Here is a 17,572-nt window from a genome sequence, read left to right on the forward strand (position 1 = left end):
TTCATTCTAACTTAGGCTTGTACACCGATAAGCTTGCCGATACGCTCCAACAAATCCGCCTCTTGGAAAGGTTTGCCCATATAGTCGTTTACCCCAATCTCCAAAGCACGCTCTCTGTGTTTTTCGCCAGTTCGTGAGGTAATCATGATGATGGGTAAATGACTCAGACGTGGACTGTGTCGCACCTGTGTTGCCACCTCAAAGCCGTCCATGCGAGGCATTTCGATGTCAAGTAACATCAGGTCAGGCATCGCATCTTGGAGAATCTCGATGGCATCTACACCATCTTTGGCAACGATAACCTCAAAGCCCTGACGCTCCAAGAAGCGAGAGGTAACTTTACGCACCGTAACAGAGTCGTCCACCACCATGATAAGGCGACGCTGGCTAATCGCTTTAACTTCTTTAACTTCACGTTTGGTCTGAGCGGTACGCATGAGAGCCAAGAGGTCAAGAATAAGCATAACCGAACCATCGCCCATGATGGTCGCCGCCGAAATGCCCGACAAATTAGATAGTTGGCGACCCAATGGCTTAACCACAATCTCAATACGAGAACCAACAATCTCATCGACCTGCAAGGCCAGTGGCTGACCTGTTTGGGTTTTGATGATAATCACAGGCAGGGTTAGACCTGAGACGATTTCATTAAAATAATGCCCTGTCAAAATTTCATTTAAATAACGCAGACGATAATTTTTACCATCAATCTTCATGGTGCTATCGCCTGACTGATGATAAGCGAGAAGCTCGCTGGCATTCATCTGTACCACACGCTCAATCTGCACAAGCGGAACGGCATACTGACGGTCAGCCACACGCACAATAAGAGCATCCGACATCGCAACCGTCAGTGGCACACGGATAATGAAGCGAGAACCCTTACCATACTCCGACTCAACTGATACCGAGCCACCAAGCTGACGAATTTCGGTACGCACCACGTCCATACCCACGCCACGCCCTGAGATTTGAGTAACTTTACTGGTGGTCGACAAGCCTGCGTTAAAGATGTACTGCATGATGTCGCTGTCAGAGAGCTTCTCATCAGGGCTAATCAGTCCTTGACTGATGGCTTTATTACGCACCGCCTCAACGTTTACCCCTGCACCATCATCGGACAAGAGAATCACCATCTCGCCACCCTCACGCAACACTTCAAGCGTGATATGACCCATGAGTGGCTTACCTAGCTCACTACGTCTGGCAGGCATCTCAACCCCATGGTCCACCGCATTACGAAGCATGTGTTCTAGCGGTGAGGTAATGCGGTCTAGGATACTTCTGTCCATTTCGTCATCAGCATTAATGACGGTCAAATCCACGTTTTTACCAAGTTCGCTGGCGGTTTGACGCACGATACGTTGTAGTCGTGGGGTCAGACGTGAGAATGGTACCATACGAGAATTCATGAGACTGTCTTGTAGGTCAGTCTGCGTACGTGATAATTGAAGCAATAAATTTTCGCCATCACGTGTTTTTTCTAGCATGGTTGCCTTAATGTCAAGCAAGTCCGATGCTGATTCTGACAATGATTTTGACAGCTGATTAAGCGATGAGTATTGGTCCATTTCTAGGGGGTCGAAGCCCTCATCTAGGGTGGCATCGTCAATCTGAGCCAAAATTTGTTCTTCTAGCTCGATGTCCATACGGCGAAGCTGGTCAAACAAACGCTGAACCGTAACACCCATCTCCTCAATGCTACCTGTAATGCTCGCCAAATTCATGTCAATACGGGCACGGTTAATCGCCGCTTCCCCTGACAAGTTAATCATGCGTTCTAGTAGCGGTGCTGAGATACGAATCATCTCGTTACTGCTACTGTTCTCAACATGTTCAGCAAACACACCTCTCATCGGTGGCATGCGACTGATATCACGAGTTCCTTTTGAGGACAATAAGAAGGCTTGATATTCATTGATGAAGTCAATTTCTTTTTCAAGCGAAACGGTTGGTACTTCGTTTAGACTATCAGGATTTCTGATGAAGCGATGTAGTGCCTCAATAAGCGGTGTTGGGCGTGGTGGGTTGTAGTTATTTTCTAGCAGCCCAACCGCTGAACTAATCCAGTCATGACATGCAAAGAGTAGGTTTGCCACCATACGTGTTGCAGGCAAACGACGGTTACCCAAGTCCTCATAAACCGTCTCCATCTCATGAGCAAGGTCAGCCACGCCATTGGCAGAAACCATTCTGGCACCACCCTTAATGGTGTGTAGCTTGCGTTGCAATGACTGCAAGCTGGCAATGTCTGAGGTATTATTACGGAACGCCGAGAAGTCCTCACTACTACTCTCCGCCAGCTCTTTGGCCTCTTCTAAGAACACTCCAAGAATGTCTTTATCAGGAGGATTGCCTTGCCACGAATCGCTAATAAAGCTCTGGTAACGTGCCTCCTCATCGATACTCTCTTCGACGATAGGCTCTGCCACCTCTGCTGGCTTGTCTGCACCCCCATCAAGCATTGGCACAGCAATCGATGCCCCCTCTGGAATGGTACCAGCATGCAGATAGGACTGCAAATCAGCGATGGTTTCATCAGCAAAGAATGATTGCTTGGTATTTTTGACCGAATCAAGCTGTAAAGACAACACGTCTTGCACACGTTGCATGGTACGCACCCACGCATCGGTAACAGTCATTTGCTGATTGGTAAAACGCTCATAGACACTCTCAGCCTCATGCGTCAAATCGCCGATACTACTAATACCAGCGAGCCTTGCCCCTCCCTTGATGGTGTGCAGGTGGCGTTGTAAAACTTTTAGATGTTCAAGGTTTTCTTTGTCCTCTCTCCACTGCCCAAAGACATTAGTAACTTCCGCATCAAGCTCCAACGCCTCGTCCAAGAAAATATCCAAAAGCTCATCATCGGTATTAATCGTTTCAAGGCGTAACGAACGAATATCTTTGGTGGGTAATGTCGTTGGTGCAGTATCAACTTTATCTGATTTTTGTTCTTTTAGACTAGCACCTAGCTCTTGGTAGTAGTTTTCACGTTCAAGCGTGATGGCGTTTAGGGTGTTTAGTGTGTGCTTATCCACCTCCAAAGTCATGCTACCTGCCACCGCATCAAACAACCCAATCAGCTCATGATGCACCATCAAGAGCGAATCAATAAACTTATCATCTTGGGCCTGCTCGGTATGCTCTGCCATCAGCTCATAGGCCGGTTTTAGGGAAGCAAGCAGACTTTGGAATTTTGGCAGATCGTGCGTACGAGACGATAAAAGTTCAATTTGACCAAGCTGAGTTTTGGCGTAATTTGCAATGACTGTTTCATCTTGCGAGCTGATGTCTTCAAGTTCAAGCTCGGCATCTAACAAATCATCAATGCCATCAATCAACTGCTCAACATGATAAATATCCGCCCCATCGAGCATGAGTTGCTGGATTTCTTGTTTGTCCTCATGTAGTGTTTGTTGATGAGTCTCATCTTTGTGAATGCCAGTATAATTATCTAGATGACCATGGATGACCGCCACTGCATTTCTTAGTGCCTGAACATGGTTATCGCTCATAGGAGCATCGTGGTGTTGCAGGTTTTGTAGACCCTGCTCGATAATAGCCCCCACTTCGCCAACAGACACCAAAGGTGCAAGTCCCGAAGCACCACGCAAGGTATGAAATGCTCGTACCACGCTGTTGTCCACAGGAACTTCGCTCTTACCATCATGTTCATCAAGATAGGCACTCACATTTGCCAACAGCTCTTTTGCCTCGCTGATAAAGACCTGACACAACATGTCTTCTTCATCATCAACAGGACTGTTTGGCGTACCATCAGACATCAGCTCTTCAACCTGCTTGCTTAAATTAAGCACATCGGCAAGCTGAGTATCCGCCACTTCATCAAGCGTTTCCTCTATTGCTACTTCATCAGCAGAAGAAATTTCTGACACGACATCATCGTCTGCATCCTCAACCTCTTGGGTCATCTGCTCGGTGGCAACTAATGTACGATAATCAAACTCCTTGCCATGACCCTTGCTGTATGCGTGAGCCACCGCCTCCCATAGTTTTAGCTTGGCAGGATAGTCATCAGATTTGGCTTCAAATATCGCCACCAAAGACGGGAATTCAACAAGCACATCGCCAATCAATGCTTGCATGCCATCGTCCATCGGCACAGTATCATCAAGCACGCGGTTTAGCATGTTTTCAATGGACCAAGCAAGCTCCCCTAATTCATACGCTCCCACCATACGCCCTGAGCCTTTTAGGGTGTGAAAACCACGACGCACATCGGTCAGTACACCCTTATCAGGGTTGGTTTGGTATTTTTCAAATAAAGGTGTGATGTTCTCTAGAACCTCGCCTGCCTCCTCAATATAAATCTCGCGAATCTCTTCATCCACCTCCATAGATTCATGTGTTGTGGCATTGGCAGTTTCAATAAAGGGCAATAGCACCGCAGGCATGCCTTGTTCCAATACCACTGCCGAATCCTGCTCAACCACTTCGTCATCGGTAGCATGCAAATTCGGCTCGGTTTGGACTTGGCTGTCAACTTCCTCGTCCTCACCGATTAAGACATTGTCATCATCTTCGCTGATGAGGATATTTTCGCTATCGTCAGCGTCATTTGTGCCGATGGACGTGTCATCAAGCAAAGCATCTTTGGGTGTTACAACTTCATCATCAGCCTGCTCGTCTACCATCACATCATTATTGGAAGTAGGCGCCCCCTCATCCATCGGTCTACCCGCCAAAATATTGCTAGCACGCATAACCACCAATGCATTATCAACACTTGGGGGCTGACCATTAGCAAAATCTTGCACCATCACAGGAATTATCTGGGCGGTATCATTCACGATATCCACCACATCGGCACTCACAGGTATCGTCTCATCAAGCACACGGTTTAGCATGTTTTCAATCGCCCAAGCGGTTTCGCCCACTTGGAATGCTCCCACCATACGCCCTGAGCCTTTTAGGGTGTGCCAATTACGACGAATTTCTTTGAGTGGTTTTAGGTTTTGAGGATTGCTTTGCCATTGTGGAAGATGAGTGTGCATTTCCTCCAAGACTTCATCAGCCTCTTCAATGAAAATTTCACGAAACTCCTCATCATGGCTAAAATCATCATCTTTTAGGCTTGCCTTAGCCGCCAGATACACTTCACTTAACCCTGACAAATCAGTCTCATCTAAGACAGATTCGCTGTCCCAAACTTCATCTGCCACCTCATCGTCGGAGTCGCTTTCTGCTTGGCTGTCAGCCTCCTCATCCTCGCCGATTAAGACATTATCATCAGTGCTGTCGTCTTCGCCGATGAGCGTATCATCATTTACAGATATATCTAAATCACTTTTCTCATCTTCGCTGATAACAAAAGTGTCCTCAACATCGCTCTTAAAAAGCCCATCTTTATCTTCAATGTCCTCATCAATTTGAGCAACGTCCAACCCATCAAGCTCAATCTCATTTTGAGCAGCTGACTCATCATCTTTGGCGTTGTTATCAAAGACATCATCTTGCACATCACTTGCAATGACACTCTCGTCGGCTACGAGGTTATTTTTATCCTCTGTGTCATCGCCTAAGTCAAGCTCAACAGCCCCATCATTACCAAATGGGTCTTGCTCATCATCTGCAGCTGTCGCCAAAGCCTCATCAAATAACGCCAATACCTGAGAATCACTCTTGACACCATCAAAATCAATCTCCACAGCTTCGCTGGACTGACCGTCTAGCTTAGGTGCAAGCACCTGCGATGGTTCATCATCAAAGGATACTTCTACCTCGTCTTGACTGCTTATTACTGTTTCATTGACGCTGGCATCTTCAAAATCATCAAAAACCACCGTAAATTCATCATCGGTCTCGCTGTTAGATGATGTCGCCTCTTGTGATTTTTCTTCTTCATACTCAATCTCAATCTCATCATCAAAGACTTGTCTATCAACATCAGGAATCTCAAAAGAATCAAATACTCCATCATCGAAATCAACGGTAACGACATCGTCATCGTTAGTGGCCTTAGCATCCACACCCTCAAATTCTTGGTCGGTCTGCATTTGCTCCAATGATGCGTTGTCTTGCTCCTTGGCTTCATCAAATGCCAATACATCATCAAAAACCGTATCCAAGTCATCGTTTTTGGCTTGCTGGACATCTGATGTCTGCTCATGGATGGTACTGGGAGCGCCACTTAAATCCAAATCAAATTCATCAAAAACATCAAGATCGTCCTGCCCATCATTTGACGCTACCTCTGAGTTATTTTTGGTAGGCTGGCCACCTAACTCCAACTCAATGTCAAAGTCATCAAAAATATCGTCCTGATTATCGCTTTGGATTTTTTGGCTTTGTGTTTCCAGAAAGACCGTATCGCCATCTACTTTGTCAGCCGAAATGATAGGCACAACGTCCGCATCAATCTCCTCATCAAACACCGATTCTAGCTCATCATCTTGCTTGATTCCCAAGTCACTTTGCTCTGCTTGCTCAGATGACATTTGAACATTCAAAGATTGCTCATCAAATACCTCAACATTATCAGTGCTGTGAATATCGCCAATACGCAAAGCGTCTCCTAAGCCAGTATCAATCAAAGGCTCAAAAGCAGCCTCTGGCAACTCCACTTCTGCCTCCAAAGCAGGTGCATGTTCGCCAGCGTCATCATACAACACCATATAACGATGAGCAGATTTACGCTCATCTTCCATCTGTGAAAGCTCCATTTCATCAGAGGTAGACTCACTAAGCAGACGTGTCGCCTCATCAATACACTCTTCGGCACGTGTCAAGATGGCTTGGTCAAAGACCTGCCCAGCCAAATTATCCAAAAAGCCCTCAAAAAGAGAAACACACTCTGCAATCTTATGTGCCAACTGCCAACGCACACGAGCTGGTGCATAGTTTTGGAGTGAAGCAAACACCCCTGCCATTTTGGTGGTAACTTCTGACACCTCGAACAATGACATGCCATTAAAATGCTGGGTTAACTCATCAAAATGCTTGGCAGAAGGCAGATCCTCAATCTGTTTATTTTGTAGATATAAGGCAAAACCATCCTTAATCTCCTCGGTTAAGATTCGCACCTCTCGCAACACATCTTTATCTTCACTTAACGCACCATACTGCTTTTCTTTGGCGTTGATGGTCTCGGCTGTGCCAGAGATGGCGGTGTATAAATCTTGAAGCTGGGTATTGATTTGCCAATGCAGTCTTGCAAACGCTTCATCGCTACTTTTTGCTAGTTTAGCATCATCAAGGATTTGCTCTGCATAACGAGCATAAAACGACCAACCTCGTGCAGAGAGCTGTTCTTTTAGGGTGTGTAGGACATCTATTTCAAGTTTGTTATCCGCTAGGGCAAACACCAAACCCTCAATGGTGGATAATACATATGGGAAAAATGTCTGGTCATCAACAAGACCATCATTGAGACGTTTAAAGAGGTTTTGGGCTGGCTCACTTACCCGTGCCAAATCCGAAAGAATGATGTACATATCCACAATCACACTTTCTAGCCATACGCTAATCTCAAAGGTCATGGCAAGTTTGGACTGCTGAAACTGAATGGCACGATCAAGCTCGCCTAAGATATGCGAATAATAATTGGGAGTTGGCTCATTGTTGTTGACCAAGTTTTCTAGCCAGATTACCGCAAACAGCCACAATTTTTGTAGCATGGCATCATTTGATGCACCCGCAAGATGCGTACTAAGATTACGCAGTTTGAGTAGTTGCTCGCTGTTAATATCCTCTTCAATGATTTGCTTGGACAACGCTCGCCATGCCTGATTAATCTCCTGATAACTATGATCATCAAGAGGCTTGACCACAGAAGTATTCAGGCTAATTTGACTGCTAAATAGCTCGCTGACTGCCGACTGCAAGACATTTTGGCTGTCAATACTGTTATTATCAATGTAAGAATGCACCAATTTTAGATAATGAATACGCGCATTTAGAATGTCTCGACGCATGACCCCTGTGGTTGCATGGCGGTTAATTTCATGTTGCAATAACCGACTGGCATAGATGACCTTAGGAGAAACCGCAATAGGATTTTTAAGGTTAGCAAAATAACCAGCTGTCTCACTGATGGTCTTGGCAAGACGTGCAAATTCGGGCAATTTTGCCATGACCATGACGTTACTCACTGATTCATATTCATGAGCAAAATGTTGCAAAAGCTCAGTAACAGAATCTGCACTACTGCCATGCAGTGTGTCAAGCTGTTTATTTAAAGGGTCAATCAGCCATTCTAATGCAACTAATTCATTGGACTGCGTGGTCATCATTTTATCCTACATCTAATATGGGTTGGCTTACGCCGTATCTGTTTTGGGCAAGTCATGACAATAACACAAACAATTATTCACTTATCTTTTGCCATGCATTAATTTGTTCGTTGTCGACTCGTTTCATGTTTGGGTGTTGCCAAAATATCGCCTCGTTTGGAGCGAGAATCAGCCAACCACCAACTGCTAAATTTTTTACAAAATACGCCAAAATATCACGTTGGTCAAATTTACGAAAATATATCAGCACATTTTGACAAATAATTACCTGCTGTTTTGGTAAGTCTACCGCCTCTTTGGTAAACATGTTATGCCAAAAAAATTGAGTGTTTTCTTTGAGTTTTGGATCAATTCGCCATATGGTTTGATGATGCTCATCAAGCGATGATGTCAGGTGCAAGCGATAATTTTCAGGAATGTCTCTAATTTGTCTATCAAAATACTCGCCCTTTTTGGCAACATCAAGCGACCGCATACTCAAATCAGAGCCATAAATCATAAACGGTAAGGTGTTTGCTGTCTGTCCAGAGATCATGCCAAGCGTCATTGCCACCGAGTATACCTCCTGCCCCGTGGAACAACCCACACTCCACACCAAAAAGTCAGATAATGCGTCTGTTTTACCCTCTCTGATGGCTCGATTTTTGGTGTGAATGGCGTTTTTGTACTGCTCTCCAATAAACATCATTGACGGTTCATGGCGAAAAAACCGACTCTCAGCAATGAGTAAATTATCAAGCAATGATTGGTTCAGTTCTGATATGCCCTTAGTGTGATATTCGTCAATCAAGGCTTGGTACAGCTCATCTACCACAACATCATGAGCTTTGGCGGTAACGTTAATGGCATGAGCAAGCCAGTTGTGCTGAACCTCTGGCAGTACAAATCCACAAACTTGCTCCACATAATTTTGCCACAAAGGGAAATTTACCATGCCTTGATTCATTGATCATCACACCATCAGTACATTATTCGGTAAATACATCATCATTGGACAGCTTGAAGCCAGATACAGACTCTTGTAGTGCTGCCGCCATTTCATTTAGACGACCCACCGAGCGAGCGGTTGCCATCGTACCTGATGAAGTTTGGGACGTAATATCCTGAATAATGTTCATCGTGCTAGAAATATGACCTGCCGATGTCGCCTGCTGACGAGCAGCGTTCGAGATGTTTTGGATGAGGTCGGCAAGCGTATTCGATACGGTTTGCACCTCTTCAAGTGCCTCGCCTGCGTCTTTGGCAAGTTTAGCACCTTTTACAACCTCAGCGGTGGTAGATTCCATCGATGATACCGCTTCGTTGGTATCCGCCTGAATCGTCTTAACCAGCGTTTCAATCTGACGGGTTGCAGCCGCAGAACGTTCCGCAAGACGCTGTACCTCGTCGGCAACGACCGCAAAACCACGACCTGCTTCACCTGCCATCGACGCCTGAATCGCAGCGTTCAAGGCCAGAATGTTGGTTTGGTCAGCAATGTCGTTAATCAATCCAACGATATCACCAATCTCTTGCGATGATTCTCCCAGACGTTTAATACGCTTAGAGGTTTCTTGAATCTGGTTACGAATGGTGTTCATGCCCTCAATAGAACGCTGTACCACGTCCGCACCATTTTGGGCAATCGCAACCGAACGCTGTGCAACAGACGCTGACTCGGCGGCGTTGGCTGATACTTGGTCGATGGACACCGCCATCTCGTTAATCGCTGCAGACACGCCTGCGATCTCTTGGGCTTGGTGTTCGGAAGCTTCGGCAAGTTCAACCGCCGTCATCTGAGTTTGTTGGGAAGACTGAGCAACTCGGTCGGCGGTGGTGTTAATGGCAAGTACCAGCTGACGGAGCTGGTCAATGGCGAAGTTTACAGAGTCAGCAATCGCCCCTGTAAAATCCTCAGATACAGTGGCGTTCACGGTCAAGTCACCTTCTGCCAAGTCGCCAAGTTCGTCAAGCAAACGCAAAATCGCCATCTGGCTACGCTCATTTTCTTCTTGGATTTTGCGAGCACGCTCTGCTTCTCGTTGCACTTCTTGGCTTTGACGCATGCTTTCTTTTTCACTGATACGAAGCTCTTGGTTGCTTCTTTGGCGAAGCAGTTGCAAAAGAGAAAAAGCCGATAAAAAGCTACCAATCAACAAAAGAAATGCTGGGATTAGAATGCTTTTTTGAGTGATGATACCTCTGTCAATATCCGCCAATAGCTCTTGGGTTTTACTGGCAAGGTCGGCAAGTGCCTGAGCAGACTCACGAGATTTGATGGCAGGATTGCTAAGGTCGGTCAGTTGAGTGATGACAGGCTCAACCATTTGCTTGTAAGTTGCATCGATATTTTGAATGGCGGGTGCAACTTGTCCTAAGGCGGACTTTTGACCCGCAAGCGTCTGAGCAAATCTTGCAACTTCACCTTTAAACTCATCAGTATTTGAGCCTGTGCTGGTGGTTAGTGCTGCCATCTCTTTGTTGATGCGCTCAAGACGCAAAATCTGCTCTTGGATTTCTTTGTGTGTCGCTGACGACACGCCCACCCTCATGATTTGGTCAGTTGCTCCTGCATAATGCTCTTGCATTTGGCGAGTGGCATCTTGGATTTGTTTTTGGAGGTCTTGTAAGGCATTGACATCATTTTGATGCTCGACTACATAGTCGACACTACCCTTTTTGGCTTGCCATTCGCCACTGACTGCATTAATGATTGAACCATCGCCAATCATTTTATTGCCTTGTAGACGCATGAGTGCCGAGTCATAAGCCTGCACATCACGAGATAGTTTTGTGTATGCAGCTTTACTGACCTCAAAATCCCTAGAAAAAGTTGCATCATTGACATCTTTGACGATATTGGCAGCACTGACTTCTAGTTGGTTGACATCGCTAAGATAGTCAGTTACTTTTAAAAGGGAATACACCAAATACGCCAAGCTGAACATGGCGATAACCCCAGAGATGATCAACAGTGTCCACCACTTTTTTTCTGACGTGGTGCTTGCAATCTCCAAGGATTGCTCTGAGACTTGGCTCACATCATTCATTTTACTTATCCTTTTAAAAACCGAGCCTACGACCACTTTGCTCGTTTTTTATTGCGTTAATTAATTTGTCTAAAACCATCAAGGGCTTACTTGGCCCAATAAACCACACCACAACCACAAAGCACAGCCCAATAGCCGCCTTGTTGGACTGGCACAAATTAGCCTATGGCTGCATTTAGATAATTGCTGTCGCTAAACAGCAAGGACGGCATGACCACATACCAATCCTTATCATCTTTGACAAATTTGCCGTGATTATATGGGGCAAATGGCGAGTCCTCAGACAATGGCACGTCTTTATAATCACTCCCAGAAAATTGGAGCATACCCAAGACTTGATCCACCAAGATGCCTGAAAACACACCGTCTTGGTCGATTACCATGACTTTTTTGTTTTTTAGGCGTTCATGACTTTCAATGTTTAAAAATTTTGCCAAATCCGCCAACGGTAGGAGTCGCCCACGCACGTTCGCCACACCCAAAAGCCACGGCTTAGTCAAGGGAATGGGAGTCAGCTCAGGCATCGCCAATATTTCAGAAACCTCCCCCATCGGTGCGACAAATTCTTGTCCACCCACCGAAAAAGCGATGCCTACCCACTGCGTATAGTCAGAGTTGTGTCGCCCTGTCGTTCTTGCTTTGGCAAGGTCGGCAAGTCGCAATAACTCAATAAAACCAGACGATGCCAAGACTTACTCCAATACAGAGTGAATCACTCTGATTAATTCTTCTTCGGTAATAGGCTTGGTCAGATACTCTTTGGCACCTTGACGCTTGCCCCACACACGGTCGGTTTCTTGGTTCTTGGTACTGACAATCACCACAGGGATATGTGCAGTTTTTGGTTCGCGGGTAATTTTGCGAGTTGCCTGAAAGCCATTCATCTCAGGCATGACAATGTCCATCAAAACCACATCTGGAAGCACCTCGATTGCCTTAGCACAACCATCTTCGCCGTTATAAGCCTCAAACATCTCAAAGCCATGCTTTACTAAGATTTCACGAAATCTCATCATTTCTGTGGGCGAATCGTCCACAACTAGCACTTTTGCCATGCTTTTCTCCTGTTATCAAAAAATCAAACTTCTAAAATCGCTAAGAAGTGGGGAGAGTACATTAGCGAAAACGGCTGATGGTCGCAAACAAATCTTCTTTGCTAAACGGCTTGGTCAAATATTCATTTGAACCAACGATACGACCACGAGCCTTGTCAAATAAACCATCCTTAGACGACAGCATGATGACAGGTTTTTGGGCGTATTCTGGGTGGTTTTTAATCATAGAACAAGTCTGATAACCATCTAGGCGTGGCATCATGATGTCCACAAAAATAATGTCAGGGTTGGTCTCTACGATTTTTGAGAGTGCATCAAAGCCATCAACGGCGGTAATCACTTCACAGCCTTCTTTTTGGAGTAGGGCTTCGGCAGTACGGCGGATGGTTTTGGAGTCATCGATAATCATGACTTTTAGGCCAGAAAATTCGCTCACGGAGTTATCCTTTTGTTTAGATTGCTTAAAATAAGTTTAGTATTTACTGTGTTGTAGATGACGTGAAAGTGAACACCAAATCACGCCAAATTTTAGTCAGTAAAAACCTACTTTACTTTTTAGCACAAATACGGCAAATTTTCCACTATTTTTTGACAAAACAGAGGGTTTTATGACCTAAAATCATGCTTTAAAGTAAAAATTATGGTACGATAACCATTTGTGTTTGGTAAATTATTTTTATGAGTACCTCAACCACCAGATTTTTGCTCATAATAAGCATGTCCACGCTCATCGCCTGCAAACCGACCGACCAGCGAGCCTCCGATGGCATGGCACAAGATAAGTCTGTTTTTGCCAGTCAAGCCATCAGTCCACCCACCGATGCAGATAACGCCAAAATCCACATCAGTTCAGACGAAGTTACTCTTGCCAAAGCCCACGTCATCCCCATCAAGTCTGAACGTTACCAGCCTGCGTTTCGCTTAGAGGGTGTAATTACCCCTCACAAACAAGACACCGTTATCTTACCCAAAGACGGTAAAATCGACCATTTACTTGTCAAATCAGGCGATATGGTTCAAAAGGGAGATACGCTCGCTCAATTTTATCAAGAAACTCTCATCACACCATCACCTGATGACAAATCCACTTCTGATGACACACACGATACAAATAATGAAGTCATTGATGAGCATGACGATGATGACACACCCACCATCATTCAAGAGTTTTTTGAGGTGCATGCCACCATGACTGGTAAAGTTGGTGCAATTTTCATTCCAAATACAGAGGATTTACACAAACAAGACAGTCCGATTCTGGTACTATTTGATGATCAACTTGTCAAGTTCATCAGTCCTTTGCCTGCTGATTTTGCCAGTTTTTTGTCGGTGGGTAGTGCGGTAAGTTTTAGCACCGAAGACGGACGAGGATTTAGCGGTCAAATTGCACGCATCACGCCCAACCCCGCCAGCGAAAACATGATGGAAATCCACGTCGCCATCAGCCCAAAAGAAGCCACAAAAGCTGGGCTAACATTAGGCGAGCGAGTTGGGGGCTATGTAGAATACGGGCAGATTGACATGGGGGTATTATTGCCAAGTTTTGCCATCTTTGATGATTCGATGAATGTTATGGATTTATCCCACCTCCTAAAAAGCCCACACAAGCCCACCACGCCTCTACCTGCATGGGTGTGGAGCATCGGTCAAGATGGAAGGCTTATTTTATCGCAAGTGTTTGTTGTAGAATATCTACCCACCTACAACCAATATCTGGTCGCTGGCATCTCCCCCAATGGGCTGATGGTGCTTGCCAATCTACCCAAAAGTGCAAACGGCAAAAAAGTCCACTTAAAATAATCTGTAACAATGGTTACAAACATCACAAAAAATCGTAGGGTTATTTTTAGCCAAATAACAATTTACCACTTGCCAAAACCCACAAATATTGGCAAGATATATTACCAAGACATTTATGATTTAAGGGCAACCATGACCAAGCAATTACTACTCATCGAAGACGACCCAGATTTGGCGGAACTCATCAGCGACTACCTATCCATGAATTACTATGAGGTACATCACGCCCCCACCGCACAAGGCGGGCTGGACATCCTAGAAGCCAAAGAGCGAGACATCAGCCTTATCATGCTTGACCTCATGCTTCCTGATATGGACGGCATGCAAGTATGCCAAAAAGTGCGTGCCTCCAAAAACGCCCTAATTAATAAAGTCCCCATCATCATGCTTACCGCCAAAGGCGATACCACCGACCGTGTGCTAGGACTTGAAATGGGAGCGGACGATTATCTCTCCAAGCCCTTTGAGCCACGAGAACTACTCGCTCGCATTCGTGCGGTATTACGCCGTCATGAAACCCCCAACCAAGCCGACACCAACTTAGGCAGTTTAACCTTTGGTCGATTGACGGTATTTCCTGACAGCCATGAAGTTACCATCGATGACAAGCTGGTACGTCTGACCACCCATCAGTTCCAACTTTTGCACTATTTTGCCACCCACGCTGGCAAAGTACTAAACCGTGAACAGCTCTGGCAAGCCATGCCCAACGATGACAGCTCGGACAACATCGACCGTGCCATCGATGTGCATATTTCACGCCTACGCGCCTTGATTGAGGATAACCCTCGCCAACCCAAACGCATCATCACCGTGCGTGGTGTAGGCTATCAGTTTGCCACCGATCAAGTATGACACTCATTAGCACCCCCTAAATACCATCAATGCATTTAGGGGGTAACAGTATTAAAATGACCATGCCCTCAAAAAATACCCCCCTGCCTAGTTTTGGCTTTCATTCGTTATTTGCACGGCTGTTTATCAGCGTGTTTTTGGTGATTATCATTTTTGCCATCGCCATGATTTTGCTTGCCCAGCTCATTCATAGCAATTCTGATGGCATGAAATCCAAAGTCATCGCTGAGCAAGTGGTGGGGCAGATTGAGCCATTTTTGGTTGAAGTTGAAGAAGCACAAGCGGGGCATAACCGCCTACAAGCAAGATTCGTGCTGGCAGTAGTAAAAAAGAGCTTTGATATTTTTGATGAAAGCCTCAATGCCAAAATCGGATTGTACGACAAAAACCGCAGGCTTATCCTTCAAACCAACAACACCGACCTACCAGAACATCTACCACCCACACCATCATGGCTTGCCCAAACGCTGCCCACTCTATCAGGCAGAGAACCGCCACACATCATCATTAAGACTGGTACAGGGTACTGGGTCTGGTACGAAAACCGCAGACCCCCCAAAGAACGCCCCATGCTTGGCATGTTTAATTTTTTGACAGGGACGATTTTACTTGTACTAATGATGACGGCGGTTTTGTGGGGCATCGCTCATAACATGACGTGGCGACTTAACCAAATGAGTCGATTGATGACAAAAATGGGTGATGGCGATTTTAGCGTGCGAGTCAATCAAAGTGGCAATGACGAAATTGCCATGCTTGCATACGGCTTTAACCAATCCGCCGAAAAAATCGAAAAGCTCATCAACGCCAACAGTCTACTACTGGCTCACGCCAGCCATGAATTTCGCACGCCCATCACTCGCATTCGCTTGCAAATTGAGATGATGGACATGCTCGCCCAAAAGCTATCCGATGACGACAAAGCCAAGTTCGACAAACGTGCCAACGCCATCAATCGAGACTTGACAGGGCTAAATGACCTTGTGGAGAGTATTTTGCTCGTCAGTCGCCTCGATGCAGGTCATGCCCTACAAGATAGCGAAGATGTGGACTTTACCGAGCTTGTCAATAGCGAATGTCAACATTATACCGAAGTGCTACTCTTTGGTAAGCCTGCTCACATGATAGGTCAGCCCAAACTCCTGACGCACTTGATCAGAAATCTCATTAATAACGCCCTCATTCATGGCGTTCCTCCTGTGGAAGTCTATGTCTACGAGGCGATGACACTCGGCGAGGCAAGCTTTATCCCCAAAGAGCTAACCGATCTCGCCAAAGACCACAAAACATCACAAGACATCATGTCAGTCGCTCATGATGGCACACACAGCGATGAATTGGCAACTCATTTAGATGTCGCTGAAACCGACCCAAAAACAGACGACAAAAAACCAAAATTTCTAAAACTACTATCTCGACACAAACATGCAGATGCCGACATAAAGCCTGTCTATGTCGCTTTATCGGTTGTTGACCAAGGGGCTGGCATCGCAGAGGATAAGCGAGAGGATATTTTTAGCCCCTTTGTTCGCCTAAAACAAGAGAAAAAAGGCTCAGGACTAGGTTTGTCGTTAGTTGCCCAAATCGCTGAGGCTCATGGCGGAAGCATCATCACAGATACATGGCAAGGCAAGACTCGCTTTTTGGTGGTGCTACCCACACAGCCTAAATCCTCCATGTAGGGCATGGCACAACTTACCAAAACACATATTTTACCACCATACAAAAACACATCAACACAATCACAGGGCGGATAAATTTCGCTCCGCCTTTAACAACCATATGCGACCCCAAATTTGCTCCTATTAGTTGCCCTGCCATCATGGCAAGTCCAATCGTCCAAATGATTTTTCCACCCAAAATAAAGAAAATCAAAGAAGCAATGTTGGTGGCAAAGTTTAATAATTTGGCATTGCCTGTTGCCGTTACCAAATCCATGCCCCGCCCAACAACATTTGCCAGTGAAAAAAATGTCCCTGTACCCGGCCCAAAATAACCATCATAAAAACCAATGGCAGGGACAATGCGACTTTGCCATGTGTGTTCGCTGACTTTTGGCTGTTGGGTCATTGCTCCCAAATTGGGCGAAAACAGCGTATAAAGCCCCATACCGGCAACAATGATGGGAATGGCAATTTTTAAAAATTCTGGGGGCGACAAATGTACCAAAATCGTCCCCACCGCCGAACCGATAAAAGCAAAAATCAAGGCGGTTTTGATGTGTTTGGGATGGGCGATGCCTTTTTTTATCATGGTTAGGCTTGCCGAAAATGACCCTGCGGTGGCTTGCAGTTTGTTGGTGGCAAGAGCGGAAATGGGATTAACCCCTGTCAAAAGTAAGGCAGGAATGGTCAAAAGCCCGCCCCCGCCTGCCATTGCGTCCACAAATCCTGCAAACAAAGCCACCATAAAAAAAAGGGCAATTAGTTGAAAAGTGAGTTCCATGTTATGCTCGGTGCAAATGAGCTATTTTATAGCATTTGAGCCACAATAGATATAATTATCAAAATTTTTTATAAACTTATTGACTTTTTATATAAATTTGCTAGAATTTTTACATGGAAATTTGCCATTATTC

10 protein-coding genes are annotated in these 17,572 nt (G+C 45.4%); 3 read left to right on the plus strand and 7 right to left on the minus strand.

All coding sequences use genetic code 11. The features are described 5' to 3' along the window. Nucleotides 1–11: 11 nt before the first annotated feature. The 6 genes from Q4B79_RS06180 to Q4B79_RS06205 form a co-directional block, all read right to left on the minus strand. Nucleotides 12–8,252 (minus strand): Hpt domain-containing protein, encoded by an 8,241-nt coding sequence (locus Q4B79_RS06180; protein WP_303085555.1) that lies wholly within the window; start codon nt 8,250–8,252, stop codon nt 12–14. Between the two features lie 76 nt (nt 8,253–8,328). Next, a complete protein-coding gene (locus Q4B79_RS06185) occupies nt 8,329–9,189 on the minus strand; it encodes a protein-glutamate O-methyltransferase CheR (RefSeq protein WP_303085556.1) in 861 nt (286 codons plus the stop codon). Between the two features lie 34 nt (nt 9,190–9,223). Beyond that, a complete protein-coding gene (locus Q4B79_RS06190; RefSeq protein ID WP_303085557.1) occupies nt 9,224–11,284 on the minus strand; it encodes a methyl-accepting chemotaxis protein in 2,061 nt (686 codons plus the stop codon). Nucleotides 11,285–11,442: 158 nt separating this feature from the next. Then, entirely contained in the window at nt 11,443–11,973 is a 531-nt protein-coding gene (locus Q4B79_RS06195; protein ID WP_303085558.1) for a chemotaxis protein CheW, read from the minus strand. A 3-nt stretch (nt 11,974–11,976) separates the two neighbouring features. Next, the gene (locus tag Q4B79_RS06200) at nt 11,977–12,339 is read right to left on the minus strand and encodes a PleD family two-component system response regulator (RefSeq protein ID WP_303085559.1); all 363 of its coding nucleotides are present in this window, start codon (nt 12,337–12,339) and stop codon (nt 11,977–11,979) included. A gap of 61 nt (nt 12,340–12,400) precedes the next feature. Next, nucleotides 12,401–12,748 (minus strand): PleD family two-component system response regulator, encoded by a 348-nt coding sequence (locus Q4B79_RS06205; RefSeq protein WP_036388546.1) that lies wholly within the window; start codon nt 12,746–12,748, stop codon nt 12,401–12,403. Between the two features lie 269 nt (nt 12,749–13,017). On the opposite strand from Q4B79_RS06205, the gene Q4B79_RS06210 reads away from it, so the two are divergent. The 3 genes from Q4B79_RS06210 (at nt 13,018) to Q4B79_RS06220 (ending at nt 16,676) form a co-directional block, all read left to right on the plus strand. After that, on the plus strand, nt 13,018–14,139 hold the full coding sequence (locus tag Q4B79_RS06210) for a biotin/lipoyl-binding protein (RefSeq protein ID WP_303085560.1): 1,122 nt from the start codon (nt 13,018–13,020) through the stop codon (nt 14,137–14,139). Nucleotides 14,140–14,271: 132 nt separating this feature from the next. After that, nucleotides 14,272–14,994 carry a response regulator transcription factor gene (locus Q4B79_RS06215; RefSeq protein ID WP_303085561.1) on the plus strand — a complete coding sequence of 241 codons (723 nt, stop codon included), beginning with the start codon at nt 14,272–14,274 and terminating at the stop codon, nt 14,992–14,994. A 56-nt stretch (nt 14,995–15,050) separates the two neighbouring features. Then, nucleotides 15,051–16,676 carry a HAMP domain-containing sensor histidine kinase gene (locus tag Q4B79_RS06220; RefSeq protein ID WP_303085562.1) on the plus strand — a complete coding sequence of 542 codons (1,626 nt, stop codon included), beginning with the start codon at nt 15,051–15,053 and terminating at the stop codon, nt 16,674–16,676. A 13-nt stretch (nt 16,677–16,689) separates the two neighbouring features. Here Q4B79_RS06220 and Q4B79_RS06225 read toward each other — a convergent pair whose 3' ends face one another. Then, the gene (locus Q4B79_RS06225) at nt 16,690–17,439 is read right to left on the minus strand and encodes a TSUP family transporter (RefSeq protein WP_303085563.1); all 750 of its coding nucleotides are present in this window, start codon (nt 17,437–17,439) and stop codon (nt 16,690–16,692) included. Nucleotides 17,440–17,572: the final 133 nt, after the last annotated feature.

Origin of the sequence: Moraxella sp. (assembly GCF_030525845.1) — a bacterium.
Classification (GTDB): Bacteria; Pseudomonadota; Gammaproteobacteria; order Pseudomonadales; family Moraxellaceae; genus Moraxella.